Consider the following 24,685-nt stretch of genomic DNA (forward strand, 5'->3'; position numbering starts at 1 on the left):
ACCGGATGAATACTGTTTCCTTGTTGATGCGCATTACGGCCGCCCTGGCAGGCGGCTATGGCCTGGCGGCCTTGTCGAGCGTCGCGGTGATCGCCTTGCCGATGGCTCCTTCGGAGGCGGTGCTGCTGGGCATGACGGGCAGCTTCCTGATCCATGCCGGCGCGGTGGTCTGGGTATTCGCCGTGCGTTCGGCCGTGCGCGCCTGGCTGGGACTGGGCGTGGTTGCGCTGGCGCTGCTGCCGGCCGCCGCCTGGGTCTGGCTGGGAGAGGCCGCATGAGCCGCGCCGTCAACCAGGAAGCCAAGGGGCGGGCCCCGAAAGGCAAGCCTCGCGGCATACGCCAGACCATGTCCGACCTGCACATCTGGACCGGCCTGCTGGTCGGGTGGATCCTGTACGCCATGTTCCTGACGGGAACGATTTCGTATTTCCGCGATGAAGTCTCGCGCTACATGCGTCCGGAACTGGTCGGGACGCCGAGTCTGCCCGCGCCGGCCCAGACGGTGCAGAACGTGCTCGATGCCGTCCGCGAGCAAGGACTGACGCTGCGGCAGATCAGCATCAGCCTGCCTTCCGGGCGCCAGCCCGCCGCCTCCGCGTTCTGGAGCAGCCCCGACTTGCCGGGCCGCGGTTTCGGCAGCGGCGTATTCGATGCGGCCACGGGGCAGGCCGTGCAGGCCCGCGAGACGCGCGGAGGCGATTTTTTCTACGCCTTCCATTTCAATTTCCATTACATGCCGGCCTTGTGGGCGCGCTGGTTAGCCGGCCTGTGCGCCATGTTCATGCTGGTGGCGATCGTCAGCGGCGTGATCACCCACAAGAAAATCTTCACGGATTTCTTCACGTTCCGCTGGGGCAAGGGGCAGCGCTCCTGGCTGGATGCGCATGCCGCGCTGTCGGTGCTGGGCCTGCCGTTTCATTTCATGATCACCTGGAGCGGACTGGTCACGCTGATGGTGATGTACATGCCCTTCGGCCTTCAAGCCTTGCCCTCGGCGGCGGATCGACAGGCCGTGACCAGCGAGATGCGGTTTTTCCTGCCGGCGGGTCAGCCAGCCGGCGTGCCCGCGCCGCTGCCGGCCCTGGCGCCCCTGATCCAGCAGGCCGAACAGCGCTGGGGGCCGGGCGGCGCGGGCATTGTCCAGATCAACCACCCGGGCGATGCGGCCGTGCGTGTGGCCATTGCGCGCCGGCAATCGCAACGCATCGCCACGACTCCGCAGTATCTGCTGTTCGACGGCGTCACGGGCGAGCTTCTGCGCGCCAAGGACGGTTCCGGGCCGGCGGCCGCCACCCAGGGCGTGCTGTACGGCCTGCATCTGGGAAGGTTCGCCGACACGGCGACCCGCTGGCTGTATTTCCTGCTCAGCCTGGCTGGAACGGCGATGGTGGGCACCGGGCTGGTGTTGTGGACGGTCAAGCGCCGCGCCCGTTTGCCGGACCCGCGGAAACCGCATTTCGGCTTCAGGCTGGTGGAGCGCCTGAATATCGCCGCCATTGCCGGTCTTTCTGTGGCCACGCCTGCTTTCTTCTGGTTCAACCGGCTGCTGCCCGTCTCGATGGCGCAGCGTGCCGAGTGGGAGATTCACGGCTTCTTCCTCGCCTGGGCCGCGACTCTGGCCTGGGCCCTGCTGCGGTCCGCCCGGCGGGCCTGGACCGAACTGCTGTGGCTGGCCTGCCTTTTGATGGCGCTGCTGCCCGTGCTGAACATGCTTGTCGCCGGACGCGGCCTGGCCGGGAGCCTGGCGGCGGGCGACTGGCTGTTCGCCGGCTTTGACTTGGCCTTATGGGCTTTCGCGGTCCTGCATGCCTGCCTGGCGCTGCGCGTCGCCCGGCATCGCCCAGCCCACGCGCCGGCCAGGAAGGCGCGCCACGCGCCGCTGAGCGAAGGCGGCGCCCGGAGCGAGGGGGCGTCATGAACGCGTTGAACATCACCTGGCTGGATCACATAGGGATTTTCCTGGCGTGCTGCCTGGGTTTCACCGGGCTGGCGCTGTCCATGGACAGGCATCAGCAAGACAGGTGGGGGCGGGTATTGAGCCGGCGCGCCGCCGGTCTCTTGCGCGGGGCGGGCTGGTTGCTGCTGGGTCTGGCCATGGCTTTGGCCGTGAGGAGCATGGGTTGGGGATTCGGCCTGGTGGCCTGCAGCGGGCATGCCAGCGCGGCGGCCGCAGCGGTATTTGTCGGTTTGCTGGCGGCCAATCGCATTCGGCTCCGGCAATGAGGAGCCAGGCCGTTCTCGTTTTTCAAGCAGAGAGGTTTCATGACCATGAAAGTGAAGTCCAGACTAATGTATATCGTTCCAATTGCCTTGGCCTTGTCCGCTTGCGCCCAGGCGCCGGCGACCGGAGACCAGGCCGGCGCGACCCGCGACAGCGTGCAGGCCGGCCAGCTCAGGATCCAGCGCCAGGTCCTGGCTCCTGCCTTGTATGAACTGGCCTTGTCCAAGCGTCAGGATGCCCTGTTTGTGGTGTCGGCCGGCGGTCAGGGCGAAAAAGGGGAGTCCTCCAAGGTCCTGCGCCTGGACCCGCGGACCTTGGCCGTGCAGGCCGAGATTCCTCTGGAGCGCAAAGGCTTCGGCGTGGCCCTGGATGATGCGGCGGACCGGCTCTATGTGGGCAACGGTCTGGACGCGTCCATTACCGTGATCGACACGCGCAGCAACCAGGTGATCGCGATCATCCAGCTGGCCCGGAAGATCCAGGCGCGCGGCATGGACGGCAAACTCGAAGAGCGTTATGCGCACAGTTTGCGCGAGCTGGTGCTGGATACGCGCAATCACAGACTGTATGCGCCCGGCGCCTGGTTCACCGACAGCGCCCTGTACGTGGTGGACACGCGCGCGCTGGCCCTCGAACGCGTCTTGCCGGGCTTTGGCTTCCTGGTCGCCGGCGTGACGCTGGATCATTCGGGCAGCGTGCTGTATGTCTCCAATCTGCAGGGACAGCTGCATCGCGTGGACACGCGCAGCCTGACAGTGGAGCGCGTGATTGAAACCGGAGGGGACCAGTTGCTGAACCTGGCGTTCGACCGCAAGCAGAGCAGGATTCTCGCAACGGACCAGGGAGAGGCGCTGATCGATGGCATGCGCAAGGAGCAGGGCGGTCTGGATTACCAGCGGCGCGGGGAAGGGCACCGCGTGCTGGTCATGGACGCGGCCACGGGCGCTCTATTGCGCAGCCTGCCTGCGGGAAAGGGGCCCGTTGCGCTCTTGCTCGATCCTGATCGTGAACGCCTGTACGTCACCAGCCGGGAATCCGGCCAGGTGCAAGTCTATGACAGTCGCCGCTATGAGCTGCTGCAGACCGTATCCTTGCCGACCCACCCCAACAGTCTGGCTCTGGATGGGCGCAGCGGCGATCTGTACGTCAGCGTCAAGAACGGGCGCGACCAGCCCAAAGGCAGCCCCGAGAGCGTGGTCCGGCTGTCGTTCTGAGTCGGCTCGGGCGGGTCGCCGGGCCGATGCCGCCGGCCGTCATGGATAAGCTGCGCTGTTCAACGACCCCCAGAATTGATCGTTTGTTTTCGTCATGACATGGCGATAGCATGTTCGACTGCCTCGTTCCGGGGGCAAGGCCCGAGGTACCGGGCGCATGAAGAACGACAAGGCGCCGTGACGGCGTCGAAGGAATCCAGTCAGATGAACGTATGGGTGTCCCAAGAGCAGGCTCAGGAATATGTGCCCCCGCCGTGGCGCATGGAATTCACGCAGGCCTGCTTCGAACGCCAGACCATTGGGGCGTCGGGAGCGGATGTGTTCCGCATCGTGCGCGCCGGCCAGCCGGATGTCTTCCTGAAGACGGAGCCGGCAACGGCTCTCAGCGAACTGCCCGGCGAAATCGAACGCTTGCGCTGGATGGCCCAGGTGGGCCTGCCCGCGCCCGCGGTGCTCGATGCCTTGCGGCATGAGGGCCGGCATTACCTGCTGATGAGCGCGGTGCCCGGCCAGGACATGGCGACCGCGTTCGACCTGCAGCCGGCCCTGGTGCTGCGGGTGGCCGCCATGGCCTTGCGCATCCTGCACGAGACGCCGATCGAGGATTGTCCTTTCGACCATCGCCTGGAACATAGGCTGGCCGATGCGGGCCGGCGTCTGCAGGCCGGGCTGGTGGACGAGTCGGCCTTCGACGGCCCGCGCCAGGGATGGAGCGCCGCACAGGTGTGGGAGGAGCTGCTGGCCAGCCGGCCGGACACGCAGGATCTGGTCGTCACGCACGGCGATGCCTGCCTGCCGAACCTGATGCTGGAAGGCAAATGGTTCACGGGCTTCATCGACTGCGGCCGCCTGGGCGTGGCCGACCGTTTCCAGGACCTGGCCTTGACGGCGCGCAGCATCGAGCACAATTTCGGTCCGCAGTGGGTGGACGTGTTCTTCCACGAATACGGTCTGGAAGCGGATGAAGGCCGGATGGAGTTCTATCGCCTGCTGGATGAATTCTTCTGAGTCCGGCGCCGCGCCGTCGTGTTTCAGGCGCACTGTGGGCTGCGTGCCTGCGCAGGAATGGCGCGCCAGGTGAAGACGGCGCAGGCGATCTGGATGGCGCCGCCGGCCAGCATGGCGGCGCGCAGCCCGTCGGTTGGATGCGACGGCATGGCAAACAGGGCGCCCAGGAAGGCGACCCCCAGGCTGGCTCCCATCATGCGGGCGACGTTGATCAGGGCGCTGGCGGTTCCGGATCGTTCCGCAGGTGCAGCGCCGACCGCCGCCCCCATCAAAGGGCCGGTGGCCAGGCCCATGCCCAGGCCGGTCAGGGCCAGGCCGATCTCCTGTGCGAGGATGGAAGGCGACCGCGCTTCCACGCCGATGAGCAGCAGGCCTGCTCCGGCAAGCATGAGGCCGCCTGCGGCCAGGGGCCGGGTTCCATGCCGGACGGCCAGCAAGCCCGACCAGGGCGAGCTGGCGACAAATGTCAACGCCGTGGGCATCAGCGCAATACCTGCGCCCAGAGGGCCGAAACGTCCGGCGTCCTGCCAGGCCAGGGGCAGCAGGAACAAGGCGCCATACATGCCGAATGTCATCCCCGCCGTTGCCGCCATGGCGCCGCGGAATGGGCGGGATCGGAACAAGGCCGGAGGCACCATGGCGCTCGAGCCTTGACGAGCCTCGATGCGGACGAACACGGCCAGGGCGGTTGCGCCGGCCAATAAGGCTGCCAACGCCCTGTACGGCGCTTCGCGGCATTCGATGGCGGCAAAGGCCAGCATGCCCAGGGCGGCGGCTCCGGACAACTGGGCGGTGCCGTCGAAATGCCGCTTCCCCGGATCGGACGATTCCGGGATGCAGGACCAGGCCAGCGTGCCCGCCGTCGCGCCGATGGGGGCGACGACGAGAAAAATGCTGCGCCAGCCGGCGTATTCGATCAGCATTCCGCCCAGCGTCGGACCGAGCGCCATCGCCAGGCCGTTGCAGGCCGCCCAGATCCCGAGGACCCGGCTGCGTTCGGCGGGTTCGAGCCATGCCACGCGGATGATGGCCAGCGACGCGGGTACGAGCAGGGCGGCGCCCAGTCCGCTCAAGGCCCGGGCGGCGATCAGGATTTCCGCAGACGGCGCGGCGGCGCACATCAAGGTCGCGACGCTGAGAATTGCCGAGCCGGCGATGAATGTCCGGCGTCGGCCATAGAGGTCGGCCAGCAGGCCGCCTGTCAGCAGCAAGGCGGCGTAGGCCAGGTTGTAGCTGTCCAGCACCCATTGCAGGGCGCGCATGTCCGCCTCGAGGTCCAGGCCGATGGGGCGCATTGCCAGGTTGACCACGGCCGTGTCGATCTGGGCCGCCAGGACGGCCAGGCATAGCGTCGTCAATACGAGTCGGAGAGGGGAAGAGGTCATGGCGGGCTCGGTGGGAGTCGAATGGACGGGCGCCGTCCGTACGCAAGCACAGTACCAGGCCCGGCTCGGGCAATGCTTCGATGCGTGGCGAACCATGCGGCAACGCCGATGGGTTAGCATTCAGTTGCCGAGCAGGAGACAGCCATGTCTACTTTCTTCAACATTTCCGCGACTGCCTTTCTGATCGCCGATCCAAGCCGGGCGGCCATGCTGACGATGCTGATGGACGGACGCGCGCATCCGGCGGGCGCGCTTGCCCGCGCCGCGGGGGTGAGTGCGCAGACGGCCAGCGCGCATCTGGCCAAGCTTCGCGCGGGCGGACTGGTCCTGGTCGAGACCGAGGGGCGGCATCGGTACTACCGTCTGGCCGATTCCCACGTCGCCCAGGCGCTGGAGCAGCTCGCGGCGATCCGTCCTGGCGCGACGCCCAGGCCGATGGCCCTTAGCCCGCAGCAACGAAGTTTGCGATTCTGCCGACGTTGCTACGATCATCTGGCGGGACAGGTCGGGGTGGCTGTCACCTGCGCCCTGCTGGACCAGGATTACCTCCGGCCGGGGGAGGACCGACGCTTCATCCTCACGCCGGCCGGCGCGCGCTGGTTCAGCGATCTGGGGATGGATGTCGAAGCCATACGGCCGACTCGCCGCGGCCTGGCGCGGCAATGTCTGGACTGGACGGAACGCGTACCGCATCTGGCCGGGCCTTTGGGCGTACAGTTCATGAGCCTGCTGTGCGAGCGAGGCTGGCTCCGACGGTCCGACGCTTCGCGCGCCGTTCTGCTCACACCCGCAGGCGCGGCCGGGCTCAGGGAAACCCTGGGCGTGATGCTGCCCTAGAAAGCCCCTCTGTCCGAAATATGGCCGTTTCAGGCAATAAGTCGTCCGTTTCGACAAGACGAGCCTGGATGCGCGAGTGACAAAATGACTGCTCCATTACAGAACAAAAAAGTAAGGAGACGGCAGTGCGCTATCAAGTCATTATTTCAGGGGCGGGGCCGGTGGGCTGCTGGCTGGCCTGCGAACTCCAGCTGGCCGGCATCCAGACCCTGGTCATCGAGCAGACGCCCGCCATCAGTCCGCAGTCCAGGGCGCTCACGATCCACCCCAGGACGATAGAAGTTTTTGCCATGCGCGGGGCCCATGAAGCCATGCTGCGGGAAGCCGTGCGTATTCCCAGCGGGCACTTTGGCATCCTGGACCACAGGCTGGACTTCAAACCCCTGAATACCGAGTACGCCTTTACGCTGGCGATTCCACAGGCCCGTATCACGGCCATCCTGCAGGAACGGGCCCGCGCCCTGGGTGCGGACATCAGGCGGGGAGAGCGTGTCTCTCATTTTGAGGAAGGGCCCGATTCGGTGTCGGTCGCCATCGAGGGCCCCAGTGGAACATATACGGCTGAGGCGCAGTGGCTGGCAGGGTGTGATGGGACGCGCAGCACGGTACGCACTCAGGCGGGCATTCCCTTTCCTGGCACTGACGCCACGGTGCTGGGCTGGCTGGGCGACGCGACGCTGGCCGAGCCGCCCGAGGGCGTCATGATAGGGAAATGGGGCCTGAACGGCACGGCCATGGTGGCGAAACTTCCCGATGGCCAGCATAGATTGGTCGGCATCTCGCCGGATGATGTGAATCGCGCCTGGCCGGGTGAACTGGCTCTGGACGAGCTCCGCGCCAAAGTCATCGCCATTTTCGGCACGGACTTCGGCCTGCACAGCCCTTCGTGGCTGTCCCGGTACAGCAATGCCAGCCGGCAGGCGGAAAGCTACCGCAAAGGCCGTATCTTGCTGGCCGGGGATGCCGCCCACCAGCACATGCCCGCGGGCGGGGTCGGTTTGAACATCGGGATCCAGGATGCCATGAACCTGGGCTGGAAGCTGGCGGCCACCTTGCATGGCTGGGCGCCGGATTCCTTGCTGGACAGCTACCACCAGGAACGGCATCCGGTGGGCCAGGATCTGCTCGAGCACACGCAGGCGCAGACAGCGCTGATGAGCTGTTTCACCCAGGAAGGGATAGAGCTGCGCGCTTTCTTGAACAAGTTGATCAAGGAGCTGCCGCCTCTGGAAAATGCGCTGGCCGAACGCTTGTCGGGCCTGCATGTGGCCTATCCCTCCCTGGATCCGCGAGCGCATCCCCTGGTTGGTAAACGGGCTCCGGAGCTGAGCTTCAACGGCACGAAGCAGGGCTTGTTCAGTCTGCTGTCCTCTGGTCGCCATGTGCTGCTGGATCTGACGGGTCGGGCAAGCCCGGACGCCGCTTCCGGGGCAGTCGCACAGACGCGCCTGATCGTTCAGCGCGCCGGCCTGGCGCCGACCGGTACGGCCTGGGATGGGCTGACAGCGGCGCTGATCAGACCCGACGGGTATGTGGCCTGGGCCAGCGATGAGCAGGACTTGCATGAACTGCGCACTCAGATGAATGATGAACTGGCTTTCCTGTGGACGAAAGCGGACCTGCCCGGCGCTTCCGCCGTCGTGTCGGAGGCTTCTTGATGCAGACCAAGACCGGACCTTTCAGGATGCTGATCAACGGCGTCCTGACGGAGGGAGCCAGTTCCATGGCGGTGATCAACCCGAGTTCGGGGCAGGTGCTGGCGCACAGCCCCCGGGCCTCGGAGGAACAGGTCGAACAGGCCATTCTGGCAGCCAGCGGCAGCTACTGCATGTGGTCGCGGACTCCGTTGGAGCAGCGGCGGGAAACGCTGCGCCGCATTGCCGATACGATTGAGCGGCATGCCGGAGAACTGGCGCGCTTGTTGACCCAAGAGCAGGGCAAGCCCCTGAAGGATGCTTTGGACGAGGTGCAGGGCAGCGCCGCGTTTTTCCGCTATGCGGCCCAGGCGCAGTTCGGGGCGCGTACGCTGGAGGACAGCGACACCCGGCATGCGGTTCTGCTTCGTCGGCCTCTCGGGGTGGTGGCGGTGATCACGCCCTGGAACTTTCCCTTGCTCCTGCTGGCATTCAAAGTGCCCCATGCTTTGCTGGCGGGCAATACGGTAGTGATCAAGCCGGCGGCCACGACTCCACTGAGCACCTTGCTTCTGGGGCAGTTGATTGCGGATACAGTCCCTGCGGGCGTCATTAATGTCGTCAGCGATAAAAACGACCTGGGCGACCTGCTCACCAGTCACCCTTTGGTGGCGAAGATCTCGTTCACGGGCTCTACCGCTACGGGCTACAAGGTCATGGCCAATGCCGCCAAGTCCCTGAAGCGGCTGACGCTGGAGTTGGGCGGAAACGATCCGGGCATTGTGCTGGACGATGCCGATCCCGTCCGTATCGCCCCTGGCATCATCCGGGCGGCGTTCTTCAACAGTGGTCAGGCCTGCATCGCATTGAAGCGCTTGTATGTGCACAGTTCGCTTTACGACCGCTTATGTGAAGAACTGGTCAGGCTGGCAGAGGCCATTGTTCTGGGTGATGGCCTGGATCCGATGACCATGCAGGGGCCTTTGCAAAATCAGCAGCAGTATCAGAAGGTCAGTGAACTATTGGGCGATGCCTGCCGGCACGGACGGCTTCTCTGCGGCGGACCTGTGCCAGACAGCCAAGGGTATTTCATCCGCCCCGCGCTGGTGGCGGACGTCCAGGATGGCGTCCGGCTGGTCGACGAGGAGCAGTTCGGGCCCGTGCTGCCCTTGATCCGTTATACCGATCTGGACGAGGCCGTGGCTCGCGCCAACGACAGCCAGTACGGGCTGGGCGCCTCGGTATGGTCATCCAATACAGAACGCGCTGTGGCCGTGGCCAACCAATTGGTGGCCGGAACCGTGTGGATCAATCAGCACATCGATCTAGGGCCGCATATTCCGCAGTCCGGCGCCAAGCGGTCTGGCTTCGGGATCGAACTGGGCGAGGAAGGTCTGCTGGAGTTCACTCAAGCGCAAGTGATCAATATCAAGAACGAGGCCGGCAACGCATATCCAAAAGGAGGGTGCAGATGAAGAATAGTTACGCGATCAATCCGGACAACTTGCCGAAATTGCCGGGAGTGGTCTCACATGGGGTGGTGCTGGAAAAGGCCGGTCTGGTGTATACCTCGGGGCAATTATCGTGGGATGAAAACGGAGCGCTGGTGGACGGCGACATGGCGGCGCAGTTGGAGCGCGCCTATCAGAATGTGGACCATGTCCTGAAGGCTGCAGGGACGTCCCGCTCTCGGGTGATCAATGAAACGATCTTCATCGTCGACTATGACGCATCCAAGGCGCCCGACCTGATCCAGGCATTGACGCGGGCCAGGCCTGACGGCTCTGTCCCGCCCAGCAGTACGGTCGTGGGAGTGCAGTCCTTGTTCGCGGATGGTTTTCTGGTGGAAGTACAAGTGGTGGCCGTTCTTTGACCATGCCCGGCCCCTACGGAGGATTGGGTGGGGGGGTGGCGGCCAGGCCAGCTGCCGCTGCCTGGCTGATCCAGGGCTATCGACCCAACGAGAGACAATGAAGATTCAAGCAAAAAAACATATTTCCCAGCGCCTGAACCAAGAGATGCAATCCTTGAATACCGGAGGCTGGTCCGACAGGCAGAAGCTGGCCCTGGCCTGCCGCATTCTGCATGAAGAAGGCCATTGGCGCGGTCTGGCGGGGCAGATGACAGCCCGTGTGGACGGCTCTTCGGAGATGCTGACGCTGGGTTTCGGGGTAGGCTTTGACGAGGCCCGCGCCAGCCGCCTGGCGCGGGTCGATCAGGATTTGCGGCCTTTGGGAAACAGTGTCATGCCCAATCCGGGAGTGCGTTTTCATGCCTGGATTTATGCGCAGCGCCCGGAGATTCAGGCCATTGTGCATACCCACCCGCCCGCATGCGCCGCCTTGTCCATGACAGGCGAGCCGCTGACCGTGGCCCATATGGATGCCACGCCGCTGTTCGATGACTGTGCGTTTCTGCCTGAATGGCCGGGCTTGCCCATCGGCGACGAAGAGGGGCGGATCATTGCCGCCGCCATGGGGGACAAGCACGCGATTTTGCTGGCCAACCACGGCTTGCTGGCGGCGGGCCGCAGTATTGAAGAAGCCTGCATGCTGGCTGTCTGGATGGAGCAGGCCGCCGACATGCAATTGCGCGCCCGGGCGCTGGGTCCCGTCAAGGCGATCGATGCCGCGCTGGCTCAAGAGTCGCGTGATTTTCTGCGTAGACCCAAGGTGCTGGAGCTGACATTCGCCAATTTCGCCAGACGCGCGGTGCGCGCGGACGGCGGTGTTCTGCTGTGAACGTCGCTGCCCGCGCCTGCGCAACCGCAGCCTGGAGACGCGTCGGGGAAGGCTGGCCTGACTATTCCGGGGCGCTGCTTGCGGATATATGGCCGTATTGCGACAACATATGGCGGCATCCAGCACGGATTGCAGGCACGCTTGTGTTACGTTGAGGTTTTCGGCTCTTGTTCGGCGTGGCCTCAGCCGCCTCATGTGCACGCCTGCGACTGATTTATGAATAACGCCATTCTCTGCGTCCAGGAATATCTCGATCAGGCACAGCAGCCTGTGACCGGCTTGCAGGTTGAGCTGGTTTTCGTCGGCGATACTGAACCCCACAAGCATCGCAAAGATCAGTTGCTGTATGTGATCAGGGGCCTGATCACGGTACAGACCGAGCAGGGCCTGTGGACCGTACCGCCGCATTGCGCCATCTGGATACCGGGTCAGGTGATGCATTTTGCCCGGGCTACCAGTCAGGCCAGCGTGGCCAATCTTTACATGGAGCCGCAGCAGCATCGTGCTGGCCTGGCCCAATGCGGCATTTTGTTTGCCCAGCCCTTGCTGCGCGAACTGATATTGCGTCTGGTGCATCCCGCGGAAAGCTCTGTTGAAAGCCGCATTCGGGAAACTCGGCTGGTTTCCGTACTGATGGACGAACTGGAAGCGGCGCCGTGGGAGCCGCTGCACCTGCCCATACCTACCGAACGGCGTCTCAGGCGGCTGGTGGATGTGCTCACGGAAAAACCGGGACTCAAGCTGAGCATGGAGCAATGGGGGGCCTTGATTGGCGTCAGCAACCGTACCTTGAGCCGCCTGTTTTTGCGCGAGACCGGAATGTCGTTCGGGCGTTGGCTGCAACAGTGGGATATACGCCTGGCTTTGCAAAAGCTGGCCAGCGGTGAGTCAGTGACCAATATCGCAATTGATCTGGGCTATGAAAGCCTGAGCGCGTTCATCACGATGTTTCGCCGCACCCTGGGCACCACGCCCACCCGTTACCTGGCCGGAGTTCAGACTCTGCCGGCAAGAAAGAGCGAACAGGCCTTCATTCACATGGACGGGCGTATCCCGGAGGTTTTTACCAAAATTCATGTGCCGACGATACGTGCTTGATACGAGGGGCCGCCGTTGGCTTTCCGCCGGGCAGGCCGCCGACGGGCACCGCGAAAATCGCATCAGCTCGAGCACTGCGCGCATTGTCGGTTCCCAGATGCTTTTTTATTTTGTTCTATGACAAAATAATGGTTTATGCATGGAGTATCTGAGATGCTGAAGGGTTTATGCGCCTATCCCTTGACGCCCTTTGCCCAGGGCAGGCCGGACGAGGCCTCGTTCGGGCGCCTTGTGGACCGGTTGCGGCGGGCGAGGGTGGATTCCATCTGCGTGCTGGGGTCCACCGGCAATTTCGCCTATATGGACAGGCAGGAGCGCCGGCGCATTGCGCAGTTGGCGGTGGAGGCGGCGGATGGGATTCCGGTGATCGTCGGCATCAGCGCCCTGGCCGCGCGCCAGGTGCTGGCGCTGGCGGAAGACGCCCAGCAAGCGGGCGCCGGCGCCTTGATGCTCTCGCCCATGTCCTACCAGATCCTGCGCGATCACGAGGTCTTCGAACTCTTCAGGGCGGTCAACGACGCATCGTCCCTGCCTCTGGTGATCTACGACAATCCGTCGACCACACATTTTTCCTGCAGCGACGATTTGCTCGGCCGGCTGGCCGGCCTGTCCAGGGTGGGCGCCATCAAGATACCCGCCGTGCCTCTGCAATCCCAACAGGCGCAGGAACGGGTCGGCCGCCTGCGCGCCTTGCTGCCGGCCGATGTCAGCCTTGGCGTCAGCGGCGATGCGTCGGCCGTAGTCGGCCTGTCGGCTGGCTGCGATGCATGGTGCTCGGTCCTGGGCGGGTTGTTCCCGCAGGACGCCTTGGCCATCTGCAAGGTGGCGCAGGCCGGAGGGGGACAGCAGGCCCAGGCTTTGGCCGACCGTTGGCAGGGTCTATGGGATCTGAATGCGCGATATGGCAGTTTGCGGGTGGTGGCCACGGCGGCCGAGCTGATCGGTCTTGCCGGCCCCTCCTGCCTGCCCGCTCCCTTGCAGGTCCTGGATGAGCCGGGGCAAGCTGAACTCAAGGCCGTGCTGGTGAGGCTGGGGCTATACTGACGGGCTTTGCGCAACGGCTTGTTCGTTCGGTGTCGGGGTTCTCGTGCATATGGCGATCCAGCAAGGCGGAGGGCCGGCTCATCGCGCACCTGGCGGCTTCGTTACAGCGACGGATAGGAAAAACGGCCGGAAAGAAGATCTTTCCGGCCGTTTTTTCATTCGGACGCTCCAGGCAGGGGCATCACTTGCGTCGCGCGACGATCTCGTATTCCATGTCGCGGCTGCTGTCGCCCAGCGACACGGCTTGCAGCTCGTACTCGCCGGGCTGCAGGTCCACTTCCAGGCGCGCGTTCATGTCACCGCCGCTGTCGTCGTCTTCCAGGATGGTCTGGCCATTCTGGCTCAGCACCAGGTAGGTGTCGAAGACCGGCGAGGTCATGTCGATGACATAGCGTCCGGCCTGGCGCACGTTCAGCTTGTAGGTATCGCGGGTGACGCCTTCCAGCATGATGGCCTGGCGGGGCTCGCCCACGCGCAGCGTACCGCCGCCTGCGTTGGCCGGCGCCGGCTGGCCCGAGGCGCTCAAGGTGAACAGGCCCGCTTGCATGGAGCCCGAGATGCTGACGCGGTGTTCGCCGGGCTGCAGGACGGCGCGGATGCGCTGCTGGTTGGCGTTGTCCCCGGTATGCACGCCGCTGAGTTGATCCATATGCAAGTCGGCGTAAAAACCCTGCGTATCCATCAGCAGGGTGACCAGCGTGGGTTCGGTCACCTTCAGCGTGTAGGTCTGAGTCTGGCCGGTGAACAGACCGTTGCGGCTGGCTTGGTCCAGGTTCAGCGTGTCGCCGTTCTTCAGGTCCGGCTCGGCCGCGATGTCGTGAGCCTGGATCTCCAGGCTGAAGCCGCCCTGGAAGCTCTGTGCGCCATTGGCGGAGGAGGCTTGAACAATATATTCGCCGGCTTTCAGGTAGGCCTGGATGCGGGCGTCCATGTTCTCGCCGCCATCATCGTCCGATACCAGCTCGGATCCGCGCCGGTCCATCAGCGTCAGGTAGGGGTCCATGCTGCTTTGCTCGGCCTTCATGGCGATGCTGTACAGGCCTTCTTTCTCGATATTCAGACGGTAGCGCTTCTGGCCGCCCAGCGCCCAGTCACTGATATTCTGCCCAGCCGTCAGAGGCTCGCCGGCATAGGATTTCAGAGTCGTGACCACGACCTGGAAGGGGCCGTAGGCGCTGGTGTCGTAGCCGCTGACAGCGATCTGGTAGGTGTCGTTGAAATCCGCCCGGAACCCCAGGGTGGTGGTCTTGTCCTTCTCCGCGCTGGTCGGGCATTCGTCGCAGCGTGGGCTGCGGGTCAGCAGTTCGCCGTTGCGCAGCACGCTGATCTGGGCGCGCAGCGGGCCGCTTACGGAGATCTTGACGATCTGGCCGGCTTCGGCCTTGACCTCGTACAGGGCGCTGCGCACGCCGTCGCTCAGGTTCAGGAAGCTCTGGCTGGTCAGTTCGCCGCCGGTCTTCTGGTCCAGGACAAGGGCTGCGGCGGGGTCGGCGGCGGACATGGCGGCCGGCTTGGCCTGGGGAGCGACGCCGGCCTGGTTCTGGTAATAATAGACAGCGCCGCCGGCACCGACGAGAACCCCGAGAATGGCGGCAAATAGAGTGGAAGGCTTCATGGTTTCTGTATGAGTAAGAATAAATCGGTCGGCCCCAATGACGGACGCCGGCGGCCATGATTGTACTGGAGTGGCGTTTGGCGTCGCAGGGGCAGGCAACAGAATGCAACCCGAAACGTCGATCCGCTGTTACATCTCTGTGCGTTCCGCTCGCCGCCGGGCCGCATTCGGCCGCCGTTGTCTATGAGCCCTCTTGAGGACGGGCGCCTGCCCAGGTCTGGCATTTTTGTTACGAATGACTATATTCAAGGCGTCAGGACGTGTTCAAGGGTTGCGGACCGGAGCTTGAGCCTGCGCGCGCAGTGTGGGTTCGGCCACGGGGGCGAATGACGCGCCGCCTCCGCTTGGCAGCTTGTCGATCAGCGCGGTCTGCGACCATTCGCCGTGGCGGCGGGCCTGCAGGCGATAGCTTTGCACGGGACCCACAGGGCGGCTGGCCAGGTAGAGCACGCCGTGCTGCTCGTACAGGGCGGGCTGGGAGGCGGCATGCTCTTCCAGGCGTGTCACCGCGTCTTTGTCGGCCAGCAGGATGGCCCCGCCCGGGGACTCCAGCACGGCCAGGGCCACGTCTTTGTGTTCATCCAGGACCAGCGCCGGGCGGCCCACGTAGCGTATGCCCATGTCATGGGCGGCGCTCCAGGCCGACGATCCGGCCTGCTCCGTCAGGCGCAACAGGTGCTGGCTGTTCTTGTCGCGCAGATACAGCTCGATGCGGCCCTGCGCATTGCGGATGGCGCCCAGTCCGCCATTGCTGGGCGGGGCGGCCAGCGCCTGCCAGGGGCGCCATTGGCGATCTTCGTTCTGGCGGGTCTGGAACAGGCGTCCGTTCTGGGTGACGGCGAAGACGTGCGGCAAGCCGTTCCCGTCGGCCACGATGGCGGCCTGGCTGTAGGCCTGGTCCAGCGCGGGCAGGGCCTGCCAGGGTGTCCAGCCGTGGTCCAGGCCGTTGGGCGCGCTCCAGTGGAACAGGCCGTCCGTGCCCATGCCCAGCGCCAGGGACAGGCCGCTGGCCACGACGGGAACATGCAGCAGGCGGGCGCCGGCCACGGCCTGCCAGCCCAGCCATTGGCCGTTGCCTTGCTGGCGGTTGACCCAGATGCCGCCGGTGGCGTCGCGGGCGAACAGGCCGGGGGCGGCGTCGGGGTAGTGGAAGGCGGTCAAGGCATCGGCGGTGCGGCCGCCCAGGGTGTTCCAGCGCTTGAGCGCCGGATCCCATTGGTTGACGGCATCGTTCTGCTCGCCTGCGGCGAACAGCGACAATTGGCCGGAGGCGTCCACCAGCAGGTCGGCGCCCGAATTGTGGCGGCTGGCGTAGTAGGCGCGCTGCACCCAGGCGGCGGCTGGTCCGGCGGGCTCCTGGCAATTTTCGGGGCCTTTGCAATAGTGGCCGTCCTTCCATGCATAGCGGCGGAAGATGTCCGTCTTGCTCTGGATTTCCGCCACGCTCAGATTGCTGTCGTGCTCCTGGGTGGGATAGTCCAGGTAGCCGATCTGCGCATAGTTGCCGGGCACGGCGGCCATGGCGTCGCGCACCAGGCGCGCGCTGGCGATGTGATCGGGATGGCCATGGCCCGGGCAACGCCAGCACAGCTTGGTGTAGGGGACGGGGTTGGTATCGTCCAGGTAGCGTATGGTGGTGGGGCGATACCGGCGGATCAGGGCCGACAGGGTCTGGACCAGATCGTCCCGCGTGTAGCTTTGTTCAGGCGCGTCCAGCGTCCGTACGACCTGTCCGGGAATGGATTCGGCCTGGCTCAGAGGCGTCAGGCTGCCCCAGCCCTTGCCCAGCCAGGGGTCCTGCAGGCGCAGATGGCTCAACTGGATCCTGGGATTGCCGCGCAGCGTGAAATGGGCCAGGGAGTAATGGCCCAGCGCCAGGCGTTCTTCGTCCCACTCGTCCGGCTGGCCCGCCATGTAGGCATAGGCGGCCCGCACGCCGCGCTCCCGGCTGTACATATAGTCCAGGCCGTCCTTGCGTTCGCTGGCGGTCAGGTAGACCACCTGCACGCAGCCGCCGGCCTGGATGGCGTTGGCCAGGTCGGGGTTCATGAACAGCAGGTCGTCGTCCATATGGCCCACGAAGGCCAGGTCCCGGATGGCATGGCAGTCGGGCGCGGCGGCCTGGACGGACAGGGGAAGCAGCAGGGCGGCAAGGCCCAGAAGCGGAGTGCGCCGCAGGCGGGCGCGGGCCGTGAAAGCAGGCATGATGGGGCAGGCAGGAGACAATCAGGGATCGGATGGATCCTTCCCGCGTCGGGCCGGACCGGAAATGGCAGGCCGACGTGCCCGTTCAGTATAAGCAGGCGCCGGCCGTGCAGGAAGGTCTGCCCGCGCGGCCCGGCCGTCTTGCCGCCTCTGGTGTGGCGTGCGCGCTGCGTTCAGGCCAGGCGCGGACGTATCAGCATGGGAGCGAACTGCAGCAGGTAATTGAGCAGGGCCAGGATCCAGCACAGGCCGGCCAGGTGCAGCAGCGGCAGGCTCCAGGCGCTGGGAACCAGGGCGAGCAGACGCAGCGCCGTGGCGGCCAGCAGCAAGGCATAGCCGAGCACCAGGCGGGGCGAGGACTTCAGGGGGCGGCCCAGGTGGCCCAGGGCGGTGCGCGTCAGCATGCCGATGATCATGACGCTGAAGCCGGCCAGGCCCAGGACGTGCACGGGCCAGGCGGCGCGCTGCATCAGGCCGGCCTCGTAGGCGGCGGCGCACAGCAGGCCGGCCGCCAGGCCGGCATAGCCCAGGTACAGGATCCATAACAGCGGCGTGCGGCGGCTGGCCCAGGGGCGCCAGCGCACCCATTGCACCAGCGCGATCAGCCCCAGCGCGGCCAGCGCGGCGGCCAGAGGCAGACGCCAGGCCATCAGGGACAAGGCGATGGCCAGCACGCTCAGACCCATCTGCCACTGACCGCTGCGCGTCTGCATGGGAATGGCCAGGCCCGGGATGGCCCGCATGGCGAAGAAGGGAATGACGCGGCGCGCGATCAGCAGCGTGATCAGGGCCATGGTCCAGAAGCCGCTGTAGAAGTAGGGCATGGGGTCCCGCCCCCGCAGCAGGCTGTACAGAAACAGGGCGTGGCTGGCGCCCAGCGCCAGCATGGCCAGGGGGATGCCGTAGTTGCGGCGGTTGCGGGCCAGCAGGATGACACGCGCCAGTTCCACGGCGGCGGCCAGAAAGAACAGGGCGTCCAGCACCAGGGCGAGCGGCAGGCCGCCCGGCGCCAGCAGGCAGAAGCGGGCCGCGATCCATATCAGGCACAGAATGCCCAGGGCGGGGCCGCGCATCGTGCGCTGGCCCGTCCAGGTGGCGCTGGCGGTCAGCAGAAAGCCGACGGCGATGGTGCCGATGAAGGCCCACAGCATTTCGTGGGCGTGCCAGTACAGGCCGGGCAGGGGCGCCCGGGCGAGCCAGCCGGGGGCATACAGCCACAAGGCGATGCTGACCGCGCCCCAGAGGGTGGACAGCAGGTACAGGGGGCGAAAGCCCAGTTCCAGGAAGGCGCGCCATTGCGGGCGGGAAGATGCGGCTGAGGTGTGCAGGGGGATCATGGCTGAATGCAATTTAAGATGTATTTTAAATATATCTTATGGCGCGAATAAAAAACAGCCCGAAGGCTGTTTCGCGGGTCAGTCGCTCTGCGGTTCCAGGTCGCTGTCTATCATTTTGCGCAGCAGGTAGATGATGGCGACGCGTTCGGCCGGATTCAGGTTGCCCATGGTCAATTCGCTGATCTTCTTGGCGCGCGGAATGACGCGATCCAGCAGGGCCCGGCCTTCCTGGGTCAGGTCCACGATGACCTTGCGCCGATCGTCTTTGTCCGGGGCCAGTTCAATCAGGTCCCGGGATTTCAGGCGCTGGATGATGCCGCGTATGGTGGCCTGGTCCACTGCCGTGGCCTCGACCAGTTCGGTCTGGGAGCTGGCGCCATGATCGCGCAAGGCGCACAGGGTCACGAACTGGATCGCGGTGAGCTGATTGTCGCCTACGTGCTGCTGGAAAATGGCGGTGTGCCGCTGGCCCGCCTTGCGCAGCAGGTGGCCGATCTGTTCGGTCACGTCATAGGGCAGGGCGTCGGCGTCCGGGAGGGAGTTGTTGGGCTGCATAGTCATTGTGCATGTTGTTTTATGGTGGGCAGGCCTGGCGCTGATCCAATATTCAAGTATAACTGCGCGCGGCGTGCCAGCGCTTGGTCCAGATCAGTCGGCGTTTGTTCCAGGAAAGTTCCTATATAGAGTGTGCTGCGTTTTAAATTAGTCTATACGCTTAAATTACGGGGACTTTTCAGTATTCCTCAAGAAGGCGGTGGGGCCCTGGGTCAGGCGCTGGCTTTTTTTGAATTATCCTTGATTTACAGGGGGTAGCGAAAGATATTTTCTTGATAAAAATCAATCTTCGTGGCTTGACAAGTTAGTGCAAACCCTAGTGCGATACATTATTTTCATCCCTATAAATAGTGTGTACACTACTAAAAAACGTGTATGAGGCGTCATTCTCCAGACGCCGTGATCAGGAGCTTATAAATGGAAAAAACGGTCAAGATTGCGATTGTGGGAGCAGGTCTTGGCGGAGCCGCTGCAGCGACTCTGCTGCAGCAGGCAGGCTTTGACGTGGAAGTGTTCGAGCAGGCGCCCGAGTTCTCGCGTCTGGGCGCCGGCATCCACGTGGGCCCCAACGTCATGAAGATCTTCCGCCGCATGGGCCTGGAAAAAGCCCTGGACGACATGGGTTCGCACCCCGACTTCTGGTTCAGCCGCGACGGCGAGACGGGCGACTACCTGTCCCGCATCCCGCTGGGTGAATTCGCCAAGAAGGAGTACGGCGCATCCTACATCACCGTGCACCGCGGCGACATGCACGCCCTGCAGATCTCCAGCATCAAGCCCGGTACGGTCCATTTCGGCAAGCGCCTGGAAACCATCGTGGACGAAGGCGATGTCGTTCGCCTGGAGTTCGCGGACGGCACCCGGGTCAAGGCTGACATCGTGATCGGCGCCGACGGCATTCATTCCAAGATTCGTGAAACCCTGCTGGGCGTGGAAGACCCGATCTACAGCGGCTGGGTGGCCCACCGCGCCCTGATCCGCGGCGACAAGCTGGCCCAGTATGCCGACGATTTCGAAGACTGTGTGAAATGGTGGACGGACGATCGCCACATGATGGTGTACTACACCACCGGCAAGCGTGACGAATACTACTTCGTGACCGGCGTTCCGCACGAAGCCTGGGACTTCCAGGGCGCGTTCGTGGACAGCTCGCAGGAAGAGATGCTGGCCGCCTTCGAAGGCTACCATCCGACCGTGCAGAAGCTGATCAAGTCCACGGAGAGCATCACCAAGTGGCCGCTGCGCAACCGCAATCCGCTGCCGCTGTGGAGCCGCGGCCGCCTGGTCATGCTGGGCGACGCCTGCCACCCCATGAAGCCGCACATGGCCCAGGGCGCCTGCATGGCCATCGAGGATGCCGCCATGCTGACCCGCTGCCTGCAGGAAACCGGCCTGGGCGACTACCGCAGCGCATTCGAGCTGTACGAAGCCAACCGCAAGGAGCGCGCCACCCGTGTGCAGTCCGTGTCCAACGCCAATACCTTCCTGCGCACGCAGGAAGATCCGGCCTGGGTCTATGGCTACGATCTGTACGGCCAGGAACTGAAGTCCGCCTGAGCCTGATGGGTGCCGGGGGGCGGGAGCGGCCCGCCCGTCGGCACGGGATTCTCGCGCGGTTCATGCCTGGTCGTCCTTCTTGGGGGAGGCGCCGGGCATGGAGCCGTCTGGCCGGATCGGTACAGCTGCTGTGCCGGCCCGGCCGCAAGTGTGAAGTTGCGGGCAGTTGATGCTGCTTGCTGTCTTGGGGGCGGCAAGGCTTTAGTGTGGCGCTGTGTCAATGGGTGGCGCTGTCCATGCGGAGTTTTCTGGTTTACCAGGCAAATCAATAATTATCTGGAGATTTACAAGGTGCATTCATCCATTACCAGTCCTGCGGTCGCGGTGGACGCGACACACAATCAGGACCTGTACAAGAAGATCATCTGGCGGCTGATCCCTTTCCTGTGCTTTTGCTATCTGGCCGCCTATCTGGACCGCATCAACGTCAGCTTCGCCAAGCTGCAGATGCTCGAGGACCTGCAATGGAGCGAGACCGCCTATGGCCTGGGCGCCGGTCTGTTCTTCCTGGGCTACATCCTGTTCGAAGTGCCCAGCAACCTGATTCTGGAGCGGGTCGGCGCCAAGCTGTGGATCGCCCGCATCATGATCACCTGGGGCCTGCTGTCGGGCCTGACCATGATGGTGACCACGCCTACACAGTTCTACATCCTGCGCTTCGTGCTGGGCGCGGCCGAAGCGGGCTTTCTGCCCGGCGTGCTGTACTACCTGACGCTGTGGTTCCCCACGTACCGGCGCGGCAAGATCATCGCCCTGTTCATGATCGGCCTGCCCCTGTCCAGCGTGATCGGCGGCCCTCTGTCGGGCTGGATCATCGGCCATTTCGACCACTTGAACGGCTGGCGCGGCTGGCAGTGGCTGTTCTTCCTGGAGGCCATCCCGAGCGTGCTGCTGGGCATCCTGACCTTCTGGGCCCTGCCTAACGACTATCATTCGGCCAAGTGGCTGAGCACGGAAGAAAAAGCCCGCCTGGCTGCCGACCTGAAGGCGGACGACGCCGAAGGCAAGGGCGTCAAGCACAGTTTCAAGGACGGCTTTTTCAACCTGAAGGTGTGGATGCTGGGCGGGATCGACTTCTCCATCCTGCTGGGCACGTATTCGATCAGTTTCTGGATGCCGTCCTTCATCCGCGCCGCCGGCGTGCAGGATCCCTTCCAGATCGGCCTGATGACGGCGATTCCGTCCCTGGCCGGCGTGGTCGGCATGCTGTGGATCGGCGCCAGTTCCGACCGCCGCCGCGAGCGTCGCTGGCACCTGATCGTGCCCTTGACCATCGGCGCCATTTCCCTGGTGGCCAGCACCTATGTGACGCACAACGCCTGGATGACCGTGCTGTGCTTCACCGTGGCTTCGGGTGTGATCATGGGCGCCGTGCCGGTTTTCTTCAGCCTGCCCGCGACCTTCCTGAAAGGCACTGCCGCCGCCACCGGTTTTGCGCTGGCCTGCTCGCTGGCCAACATCGCCGGCCTGATCAGCAATTCGCTGATCGGCTGGGTCACCGATCTGACCGGTTCGGGAAGCGCCGCGCTGTGGCTGTTCGCCGGCAGCCTGTTGCTGAGCTGCCTGCTGGCCTACGCCTTGCCCGCCAAGCAGGTCAACCGCTAAGTTCCATTCATTGCCGGGGCCGGCCAGGCCCTGTGCACGACACACCCCGAAGGCAGGCGCAAGCCCGGCCTTCGGGGTGTTTTTGCATCTGGATCAAGACGGGCCGCAAGGTTCGCCGCATGGGCGCGGTCCTCAGCGGTCCCGGTTCACGCCGCTTCGATGAGTGATGATGCGGTCTATCAGGCCCCATTCCCGGGCCTGTTCGGCGGTCAGGTAGCGGTCCCTGTCCAGGTCGCGCTCCACGTCCTCGTAGGAGCGGCCGCAGTGCCGGGCATACAGTCGCGTGATGCGCTGCTTGGTTCGCTGCATTTCCTCGGCATGGATGAGCATGTCCGAGGCCTGCCCCTGGAACCCGCCCAGGGGCTGATGCACGTGCACGCTGGCATTGGCCAGGGCGGTGCGCTCGCCCGGCTCGCCGGCCATCAGCAGGAACGAACCCATGGAGCGGGCCGTTCCCATGCACAGCGTATGCACGGGCGGGCTGATGAACTGCATGGTGTCGTAGATGGCCAGGCCGCTGGTGATGACTCCGCCGGGGGAGTTGATGTAGAGCTGTATCGGCTTGCCGGGATGTTCCGATTCCAGGAACAGCAGCTGCGCGCATACCAGGGCGGCGACGGCGTCGTTGACTTCCCCATTCAGGAAAATGATCCTGTCGCGCAGCAGCCGGGAGTAGATGTCGAAGGATCGCTCCGCGCGGCCGGTCTGTTCTACGACCATGGGTACGAGCTGCATGACGTCGTTCATGATGTTTCCTTGGAAATGAAGGTTTGCGGCCTGCGGCATCAGGCGGCGAGCAGAAGATAGGGGGCGTCGTCGTTTGCCGCCGCGGACGAAGTCGTGCCGGGTGGCTCATGAATGATGGTGAGCGTGGTTCCGCCCGAGTCGTTGGGCCTGATCTGGAACGTGACCTGGCTCTCGAGAAAGGGGGGCGCGGGGTCGCGCAGCCGGTAGCGGATTTGTTCGGGAGCCTCCGAGGATACAGGCTCGGCCTGCGCCAAAGCCCGTCCGGGCAGCCAGGCCTCGCGATATTCGGGAATGCTGATCGCCCGCCAGACTTTTTGTGACGGAGCGTCCAGCTCGTACTCGAGCACGAGCTCCTCGTGCAAGGGCGGGGAAACGGGGGGCGTCATTGATCCATGTCCTTGAGCAGGGACTTCAAGGCATCCACCCGCGCGGGCCAGTAGGCGCGGTATCGGGACAGCCATTGCGCGATGGAGGCCAGGCCGTCCGGATTGACTTCGTAATTGACGAAACGGCCTTGCCGCTCTTCCTGGATCAGTCGGGCATTGCGCAGTACGGCCAGGTGCTGGGACATGGCGGACTGGCTGATATCCATGCCGGCGCGCAAGGCCGTCGCGTTCATGCTGCCTTGAGCCAGCTTTTCGAAGATGGCGCGGCGGGTTGGATCGGCCAGCGCCTTGAAGATGTCGTTTTCAATCATGACAACACATTAGCATTTGCTTATGTATTGTGCAAGCAGCGTGCGCTTTGCCGGAAAAACGAGATGCGTGTATGGCCGAATGCGTAGCCCGCGCGCGGCGGGGGCCGGATCAGGCCGTCAGGGCTTCCTGGCCTTCCCGCAGCCAGGCGTCCAGGTCGGCGGTTTCGTAGAGGATTTCGGCGCTGAGCACGCGCAGCCCGGCGGGGCCGCTGTCCAGGATGCGGCGTTCGCCGCAGGACTGCTGCAGTTCCAGTTCGCAGCCGGGCAGGGTCTGGAGATGGCGTGCCAGTTGCCGCAACTGGTCCGGCGGGCAGCAAGGGCTGGATTGAAAGCGGCCGCTTTCCTTGCCGTTCAGGCGAATGATCAGGCGCAGGGGATTCATGGAGTCTCCGCTTGGGTTTCAGGCCAGTAGTAGTTGTTGGGCGTGGAACGCGCGCCGAAGATGGCCTGGCCCACACGCACCACGGTGGAGCCTTCCTCGATGGCGATTTCGTAGTCGCCCGACATGCCCATGGACAGCTCGCGCATGCCTTCGGCATGGGCGATATCGTTGCGCAACTGGTCGCGCAGGGTGCGCAGCAGCGCGAAGCAAGGGCGCACGCGGTCGGGGTCGGCGTCCATCAGGGCCAGGGTCATCAGGCCCTTGACGCGCAGCGCCGAAAATTGCGGCAGTTCGCGCACGAAGGCGTGCACCTGGTCGGGCGGCAGGCCGAACTTGCTGGCTTCGCCGGAGGTGTTGACCTGGACGAACACATCCAGGCTGCGGCCTTCGGCCTGAAGGCGGCGGTCCAGGATCTCGGCGGTCTTCAGTTTGTCCAGCGCCTGGAACTCGGAGGCGAAACGCGCCACAGACTTGGCCTTGTTGCTTTGCAGGTGCCCGATGACGGACCATTGCAGGTCCGGCAGTTCCTCGTGCAGTTCCTCGTATTTGCGTTCGGCTTCCTGTACCTTGTTTTCGCCCAGCATGCGGCAGCCGGCCTGATAGGCCAGGCGGATGCGGTCGGTGCCGAAGGTCTTGCTGACGGTGAGCAGCCGTACGTCCCCGGCGGAGCGGCCGTTGCGCAGGCACGCCTGATCGATTCGTTGTTGTACCAGGGCAATGCGTTGACGAAATGCCTCTACACTGGTGGAGGTGGGATAATGTTCGGTATGAAGCAGGGCAGGGGCGGAGTCGGACATGGCGCA

Annotated in this window: 24 protein-coding genes; 14 read left to right on the plus strand and 10 right to left on the minus strand. The window is 64.5% G+C overall.

The window, feature by feature from the left end:
* The first annotated feature begins 5 nt into the window (after positions 1 to 5).
* The 5 genes from ACF3ND_RS07855 to ACF3ND_RS07875 all read left to right on the plus strand — a co-directional run bounded on the left by ACF3ND_RS07855 (position 6) and on the right by ACF3ND_RS07875 (position 4,443).
* Complete coding sequence (locus ACF3ND_RS07855; RefSeq protein ID WP_394065519.1) at positions 6 to 278, plus strand: DUF3649 domain-containing protein; 273 nt, start codon at positions 6 to 8, stop codon at positions 276 to 278.
* Complete coding sequence (locus ACF3ND_RS07860; RefSeq protein ID WP_394065520.1) at positions 275 to 1,918, plus strand: PepSY-associated TM helix domain-containing protein; 1,644 nt, start codon at positions 275 to 277, stop codon at positions 1,916 to 1,918. The genes ACF3ND_RS07855 and ACF3ND_RS07860 overlap by 4 nt, the downstream gene beginning before the upstream one ends.
* Positions 1,915 to 2,223: a DUF3325 domain-containing protein gene (locus tag ACF3ND_RS07865; protein ID WP_394065521.1), complete on the plus strand. Its 309-nt coding sequence runs from the start codon at positions 1,915 to 1,917 to the stop codon at positions 2,221 to 2,223. The genes ACF3ND_RS07860 and ACF3ND_RS07865 overlap by 4 nt, the downstream gene beginning before the upstream one ends.
* A 66-nt stretch (positions 2,224 to 2,289) precedes the next feature.
* Positions 2,290 to 3,435 (plus strand): YncE family protein, encoded by a 1,146-nt coding sequence (locus tag ACF3ND_RS07870; RefSeq protein WP_394065522.1) that lies wholly within the window; start codon positions 2,290 to 2,292, stop codon positions 3,433 to 3,435.
* Between the two features lie 204 nt (positions 3,436 to 3,639).
* Positions 3,640 to 4,443: an APH(3') family aminoglycoside O-phosphotransferase gene (locus tag ACF3ND_RS07875; RefSeq protein WP_394065523.1), complete on the plus strand. Its 804-nt coding sequence runs from the start codon at positions 3,640 to 3,642 to the stop codon at positions 4,441 to 4,443.
* 23 nt (positions 4,444 to 4,466) lie between these two features.
* Here ACF3ND_RS07875 and ACF3ND_RS07880 read toward each other — a convergent pair whose 3' ends face one another.
* On the minus strand, positions 4,467 to 5,828 hold the full coding sequence (locus ACF3ND_RS07880; protein WP_394065524.1) for an MFS transporter: 1,362 nt from the start codon (positions 5,826 to 5,828) through the stop codon (positions 4,467 to 4,469).
* Between the two features lie 144 nt (positions 5,829 to 5,972).
* On the opposite strand from ACF3ND_RS07880, the gene ACF3ND_RS07885 reads away from it, so the two are divergent.
* The 7 genes from ACF3ND_RS07885 to ACF3ND_RS07915 all read left to right on the plus strand — a co-directional run bounded on the left by ACF3ND_RS07885 (position 5,973) and on the right by ACF3ND_RS07915 (position 13,182).
* Positions 5,973 to 6,665: an ArsR/SmtB family transcription factor gene (locus ACF3ND_RS07885; protein ID WP_394065525.1), complete on the plus strand. Its 693-nt coding sequence runs from the start codon at positions 5,973 to 5,975 to the stop codon at positions 6,663 to 6,665.
* 125 nt (positions 6,666 to 6,790) lie between these two features.
* Positions 6,791 to 8,323, plus strand: coding sequence for an FAD-dependent monooxygenase (locus tag ACF3ND_RS07890; protein ID WP_394065526.1), 1,533 nt, complete (start codon positions 6,791 to 6,793; stop codon positions 8,321 to 8,323).
* A complete protein-coding gene (locus tag ACF3ND_RS07895; RefSeq protein ID WP_394065527.1) occupies positions 8,323 to 9,774 on the plus strand; it encodes an aldehyde dehydrogenase family protein in 1,452 nt (483 codons plus the stop codon). Before ACF3ND_RS07890 ends, ACF3ND_RS07895 begins: the two co-directional genes overlap by 1 nt.
* Positions 9,771 to 10,172, plus strand: a complete 402-nt coding sequence (locus ACF3ND_RS07900; RefSeq protein WP_394065528.1) for a RidA family protein — start codon at positions 9,771 to 9,773, stop codon at positions 10,170 to 10,172. Before ACF3ND_RS07895 ends, ACF3ND_RS07900 begins: the two co-directional genes overlap by 4 nt.
* 97 nt (positions 10,173 to 10,269) lie before the next feature.
* Entirely contained in the window at positions 10,270 to 11,040 is a 771-nt protein-coding gene (locus ACF3ND_RS07905; RefSeq protein ID WP_394065529.1) for an aldolase, read from the plus strand.
* 216 nt (positions 11,041 to 11,256) lie between these two features.
* Complete coding sequence (locus ACF3ND_RS07910; protein WP_394065530.1) at positions 11,257 to 12,138, plus strand: helix-turn-helix domain-containing protein; 882 nt, start codon at positions 11,257 to 11,259, stop codon at positions 12,136 to 12,138.
* Between the two features lie 153 nt (positions 12,139 to 12,291).
* Entirely contained in the window at positions 12,292 to 13,182 is an 891-nt protein-coding gene (locus ACF3ND_RS07915) for a dihydrodipicolinate synthase family protein (RefSeq protein ID WP_394065531.1), read from the plus strand.
* A 181-nt stretch (positions 13,183 to 13,363) separates the two neighbouring features.
* Here ACF3ND_RS07915 and ACF3ND_RS07920 read toward each other — a convergent pair whose 3' ends face one another.
* From ACF3ND_RS07920 to ACF3ND_RS07935, 4 genes are all read right to left on the minus strand, one after another.
* Positions 13,364 to 14,797 carry a hypothetical protein gene (locus ACF3ND_RS07920; protein ID WP_394065532.1) on the minus strand — a complete coding sequence of 478 codons (1,434 nt, stop codon included), beginning with the start codon at positions 14,795 to 14,797 and terminating at the stop codon, positions 13,364 to 13,366.
* A gap of 264 nt (positions 14,798 to 15,061) precedes the next feature.
* Positions 15,062 to 17,002 (minus strand): PIG-L family deacetylase, encoded by a 1,941-nt coding sequence (locus tag ACF3ND_RS07925; protein ID WP_394065533.1) that lies wholly within the window; start codon positions 17,000 to 17,002, stop codon positions 15,062 to 15,064.
* Between the two features lie 173 nt (positions 17,003 to 17,175).
* Positions 17,176 to 18,339, minus strand: a complete 1,164-nt coding sequence (locus ACF3ND_RS07930; protein WP_394065534.1) for an NnrS family protein — start codon at positions 18,337 to 18,339, stop codon at positions 17,176 to 17,178.
* Positions 18,340 to 18,417: 78 nt separating this feature from the next.
* Positions 18,418 to 18,894: a MarR family winged helix-turn-helix transcriptional regulator gene (locus ACF3ND_RS07935; RefSeq protein WP_394065535.1), complete on the minus strand. Its 477-nt coding sequence runs from the start codon at positions 18,892 to 18,894 to the stop codon at positions 18,418 to 18,420.
* A 417-nt stretch (positions 18,895 to 19,311) separates the two neighbouring features.
* Here ACF3ND_RS07935 and ACF3ND_RS07940 point away from each other — a divergent pair, with 417 nt between their 5' ends.
* A complete protein-coding gene (locus tag ACF3ND_RS07940) occupies positions 19,312 to 20,451 on the plus strand; it encodes an FAD-dependent monooxygenase (RefSeq protein ID WP_394065536.1) in 1,140 nt (379 codons plus the stop codon).
* Between the two features lie 282 nt (positions 20,452 to 20,733).
* Complete coding sequence (locus tag ACF3ND_RS07945; protein WP_394065800.1) at positions 20,734 to 22,056, plus strand: MFS transporter; 1,323 nt, start codon at positions 20,734 to 20,736, stop codon at positions 22,054 to 22,056.
* A gap of 132 nt (positions 22,057 to 22,188) precedes the next feature.
* Here the strand turns inward: ACF3ND_RS07945 and ACF3ND_RS07950 are convergent, their stop codons facing one another.
* From ACF3ND_RS07950 to ACF3ND_RS07970, 5 genes are all read right to left on the minus strand, one after another.
* Positions 22,189 to 22,803 (minus strand): ATP-dependent Clp protease proteolytic subunit, encoded by a 615-nt coding sequence (locus ACF3ND_RS07950; RefSeq protein WP_394065537.1) that lies wholly within the window; start codon positions 22,801 to 22,803, stop codon positions 22,189 to 22,191.
* Positions 22,804 to 22,841: 38 nt separating this feature from the next.
* Positions 22,842 to 23,189, minus strand: coding sequence for an SRPBCC domain-containing protein (locus tag ACF3ND_RS07955; protein ID WP_394065538.1), 348 nt, complete (start codon positions 23,187 to 23,189; stop codon positions 22,842 to 22,844).
* Positions 23,186 to 23,500 (minus strand): ArsR/SmtB family transcription factor, encoded by a 315-nt coding sequence (locus tag ACF3ND_RS07960; RefSeq protein WP_394065539.1) that lies wholly within the window; start codon positions 23,498 to 23,500, stop codon positions 23,186 to 23,188. The genes ACF3ND_RS07955 and ACF3ND_RS07960 overlap by 4 nt, the downstream gene beginning before the upstream one ends.
* A 109-nt stretch (positions 23,501 to 23,609) precedes the next feature.
* On the minus strand, positions 23,610 to 23,882 hold the full coding sequence (locus ACF3ND_RS07965) for a hypothetical protein (protein ID WP_394065540.1): 273 nt from the start codon (positions 23,880 to 23,882) through the stop codon (positions 23,610 to 23,612).
* Entirely contained in the window at positions 23,879 to 24,679 is an 801-nt protein-coding gene (locus ACF3ND_RS07970) for a YggS family pyridoxal phosphate-dependent enzyme (RefSeq protein ID WP_394065541.1), read from the minus strand. The genes ACF3ND_RS07965 and ACF3ND_RS07970 overlap by 4 nt, the downstream gene beginning before the upstream one ends.
* Positions 24,680 to 24,685 lie beyond the last annotated feature (6 nt).

Origin of the sequence: Alcaligenes sp. WGS1538, assembly GCF_043187505.1 — a bacterium.
Taxonomy (GTDB): domain Bacteria; phylum Pseudomonadota; class Gammaproteobacteria; order Burkholderiales; family Burkholderiaceae_B; genus Alcaligenes.

Excerpts from the sequence above, each read along its gene's own strand:
- ACF3ND_RS07855 (WP_394065519.1), top strand. The coding sequence starts at position 6 with ATGAATACTGTTTCCTTGTTGATGCGCATTACGGCCGCCCTGGCAGGC.
- ACF3ND_RS07860 (WP_394065520.1), top strand. The coding sequence starts at position 275 with ATGAGCCGCGCCGTCAACCAGGAAGCCAAGGGGCGGGCCCCGAAAGGC.
- ACF3ND_RS07865 (WP_394065521.1), top strand. The coding sequence starts at position 1,915 with ATGAACGCGTTGAACATCACCTGGCTGGATCACATAGGGATTTTCCTG.
- ACF3ND_RS07870 (WP_394065522.1), top strand. The coding sequence starts at position 2,290 with ATGTATATCGTTCCAATTGCCTTGGCCTTGTCCGCTTGCGCCCAGGCG.
- ACF3ND_RS07875 (WP_394065523.1), top strand. The coding sequence starts at position 3,640 with ATGAACGTATGGGTGTCCCAAGAGCAGGCTCAGGAATATGTGCCCCCG.
- ACF3ND_RS07880 (WP_394065524.1), bottom strand. The coding sequence starts at position 5,828 with ATGACCTCTTCCCCTCTCCGACTCGTATTGACGACGCTATGCCTGGCC.
- ACF3ND_RS07885 (WP_394065525.1), top strand. The coding sequence starts at position 5,973 with ATGTCTACTTTCTTCAACATTTCCGCGACTGCCTTTCTGATCGCCGAT.
- ACF3ND_RS07895 (WP_394065527.1), top strand. The coding sequence starts at position 8,323 with ATGCAGACCAAGACCGGACCTTTCAGGATGCTGATCAACGGCGTCCTG.
- ACF3ND_RS07900 (WP_394065528.1), top strand. The coding sequence starts at position 9,771 with ATGAAGAATAGTTACGCGATCAATCCGGACAACTTGCCGAAATTGCCG.
- ACF3ND_RS07905 (WP_394065529.1), top strand. The coding sequence starts at position 10,270 with ATGAAGATTCAAGCAAAAAAACATATTTCCCAGCGCCTGAACCAAGAG.
- ACF3ND_RS07910 (WP_394065530.1), top strand. The coding sequence starts at position 11,257 with ATGAATAACGCCATTCTCTGCGTCCAGGAATATCTCGATCAGGCACAG.
- ACF3ND_RS07915 (WP_394065531.1), top strand. The coding sequence starts at position 12,292 with ATGCTGAAGGGTTTATGCGCCTATCCCTTGACGCCCTTTGCCCAGGGC.
- ACF3ND_RS07920 (WP_394065532.1), bottom strand. The coding sequence starts at position 14,797 with ATGAAGCCTTCCACTCTATTTGCCGCCATTCTCGGGGTTCTCGTCGGT.
- ACF3ND_RS07925 (WP_394065533.1), bottom strand. The coding sequence starts at position 17,002 with ATGCCTGCTTTCACGGCCCGCGCCCGCCTGCGGCGCACTCCGCTTCTG.
- ACF3ND_RS07930 (WP_394065534.1), bottom strand. The coding sequence starts at position 18,339 with ATGATCCCCCTGCACACCTCAGCCGCATCTTCCCGCCCGCAATGGCGC.
- ACF3ND_RS07935 (WP_394065535.1), bottom strand. The coding sequence starts at position 18,894 with ATGCAGCCCAACAACTCCCTCCCGGACGCCGACGCCCTGCCCTATGAC.
- ACF3ND_RS07940 (WP_394065536.1), top strand. The coding sequence starts at position 19,312 with ATGGAAAAAACGGTCAAGATTGCGATTGTGGGAGCAGGTCTTGGCGGA.
- ACF3ND_RS07950 (WP_394065537.1), bottom strand. The coding sequence starts at position 22,803 with ATGAACGACGTCATGCAGCTCGTACCCATGGTCGTAGAACAGACCGGC.
- ACF3ND_RS07955 (WP_394065538.1), bottom strand. The coding sequence starts at position 23,189 with ATGACGCCCCCCGTTTCCCCGCCCTTGCACGAGGAGCTCGTGCTCGAG.
- ACF3ND_RS07960 (WP_394065539.1), bottom strand. The coding sequence starts at position 23,500 with ATGATTGAAAACGACATCTTCAAGGCGCTGGCCGATCCAACCCGCCGC.
- ACF3ND_RS07965 (WP_394065540.1), bottom strand. The coding sequence starts at position 23,882 with ATGAATCCCCTGCGCCTGATCATTCGCCTGAACGGCAAGGAAAGCGGC.
- ACF3ND_RS07970 (WP_394065541.1), bottom strand. The coding sequence starts at position 24,679 with ATGTCCGACTCCGCCCCTGCCCTGCTTCATACCGAACATTATCCCACC.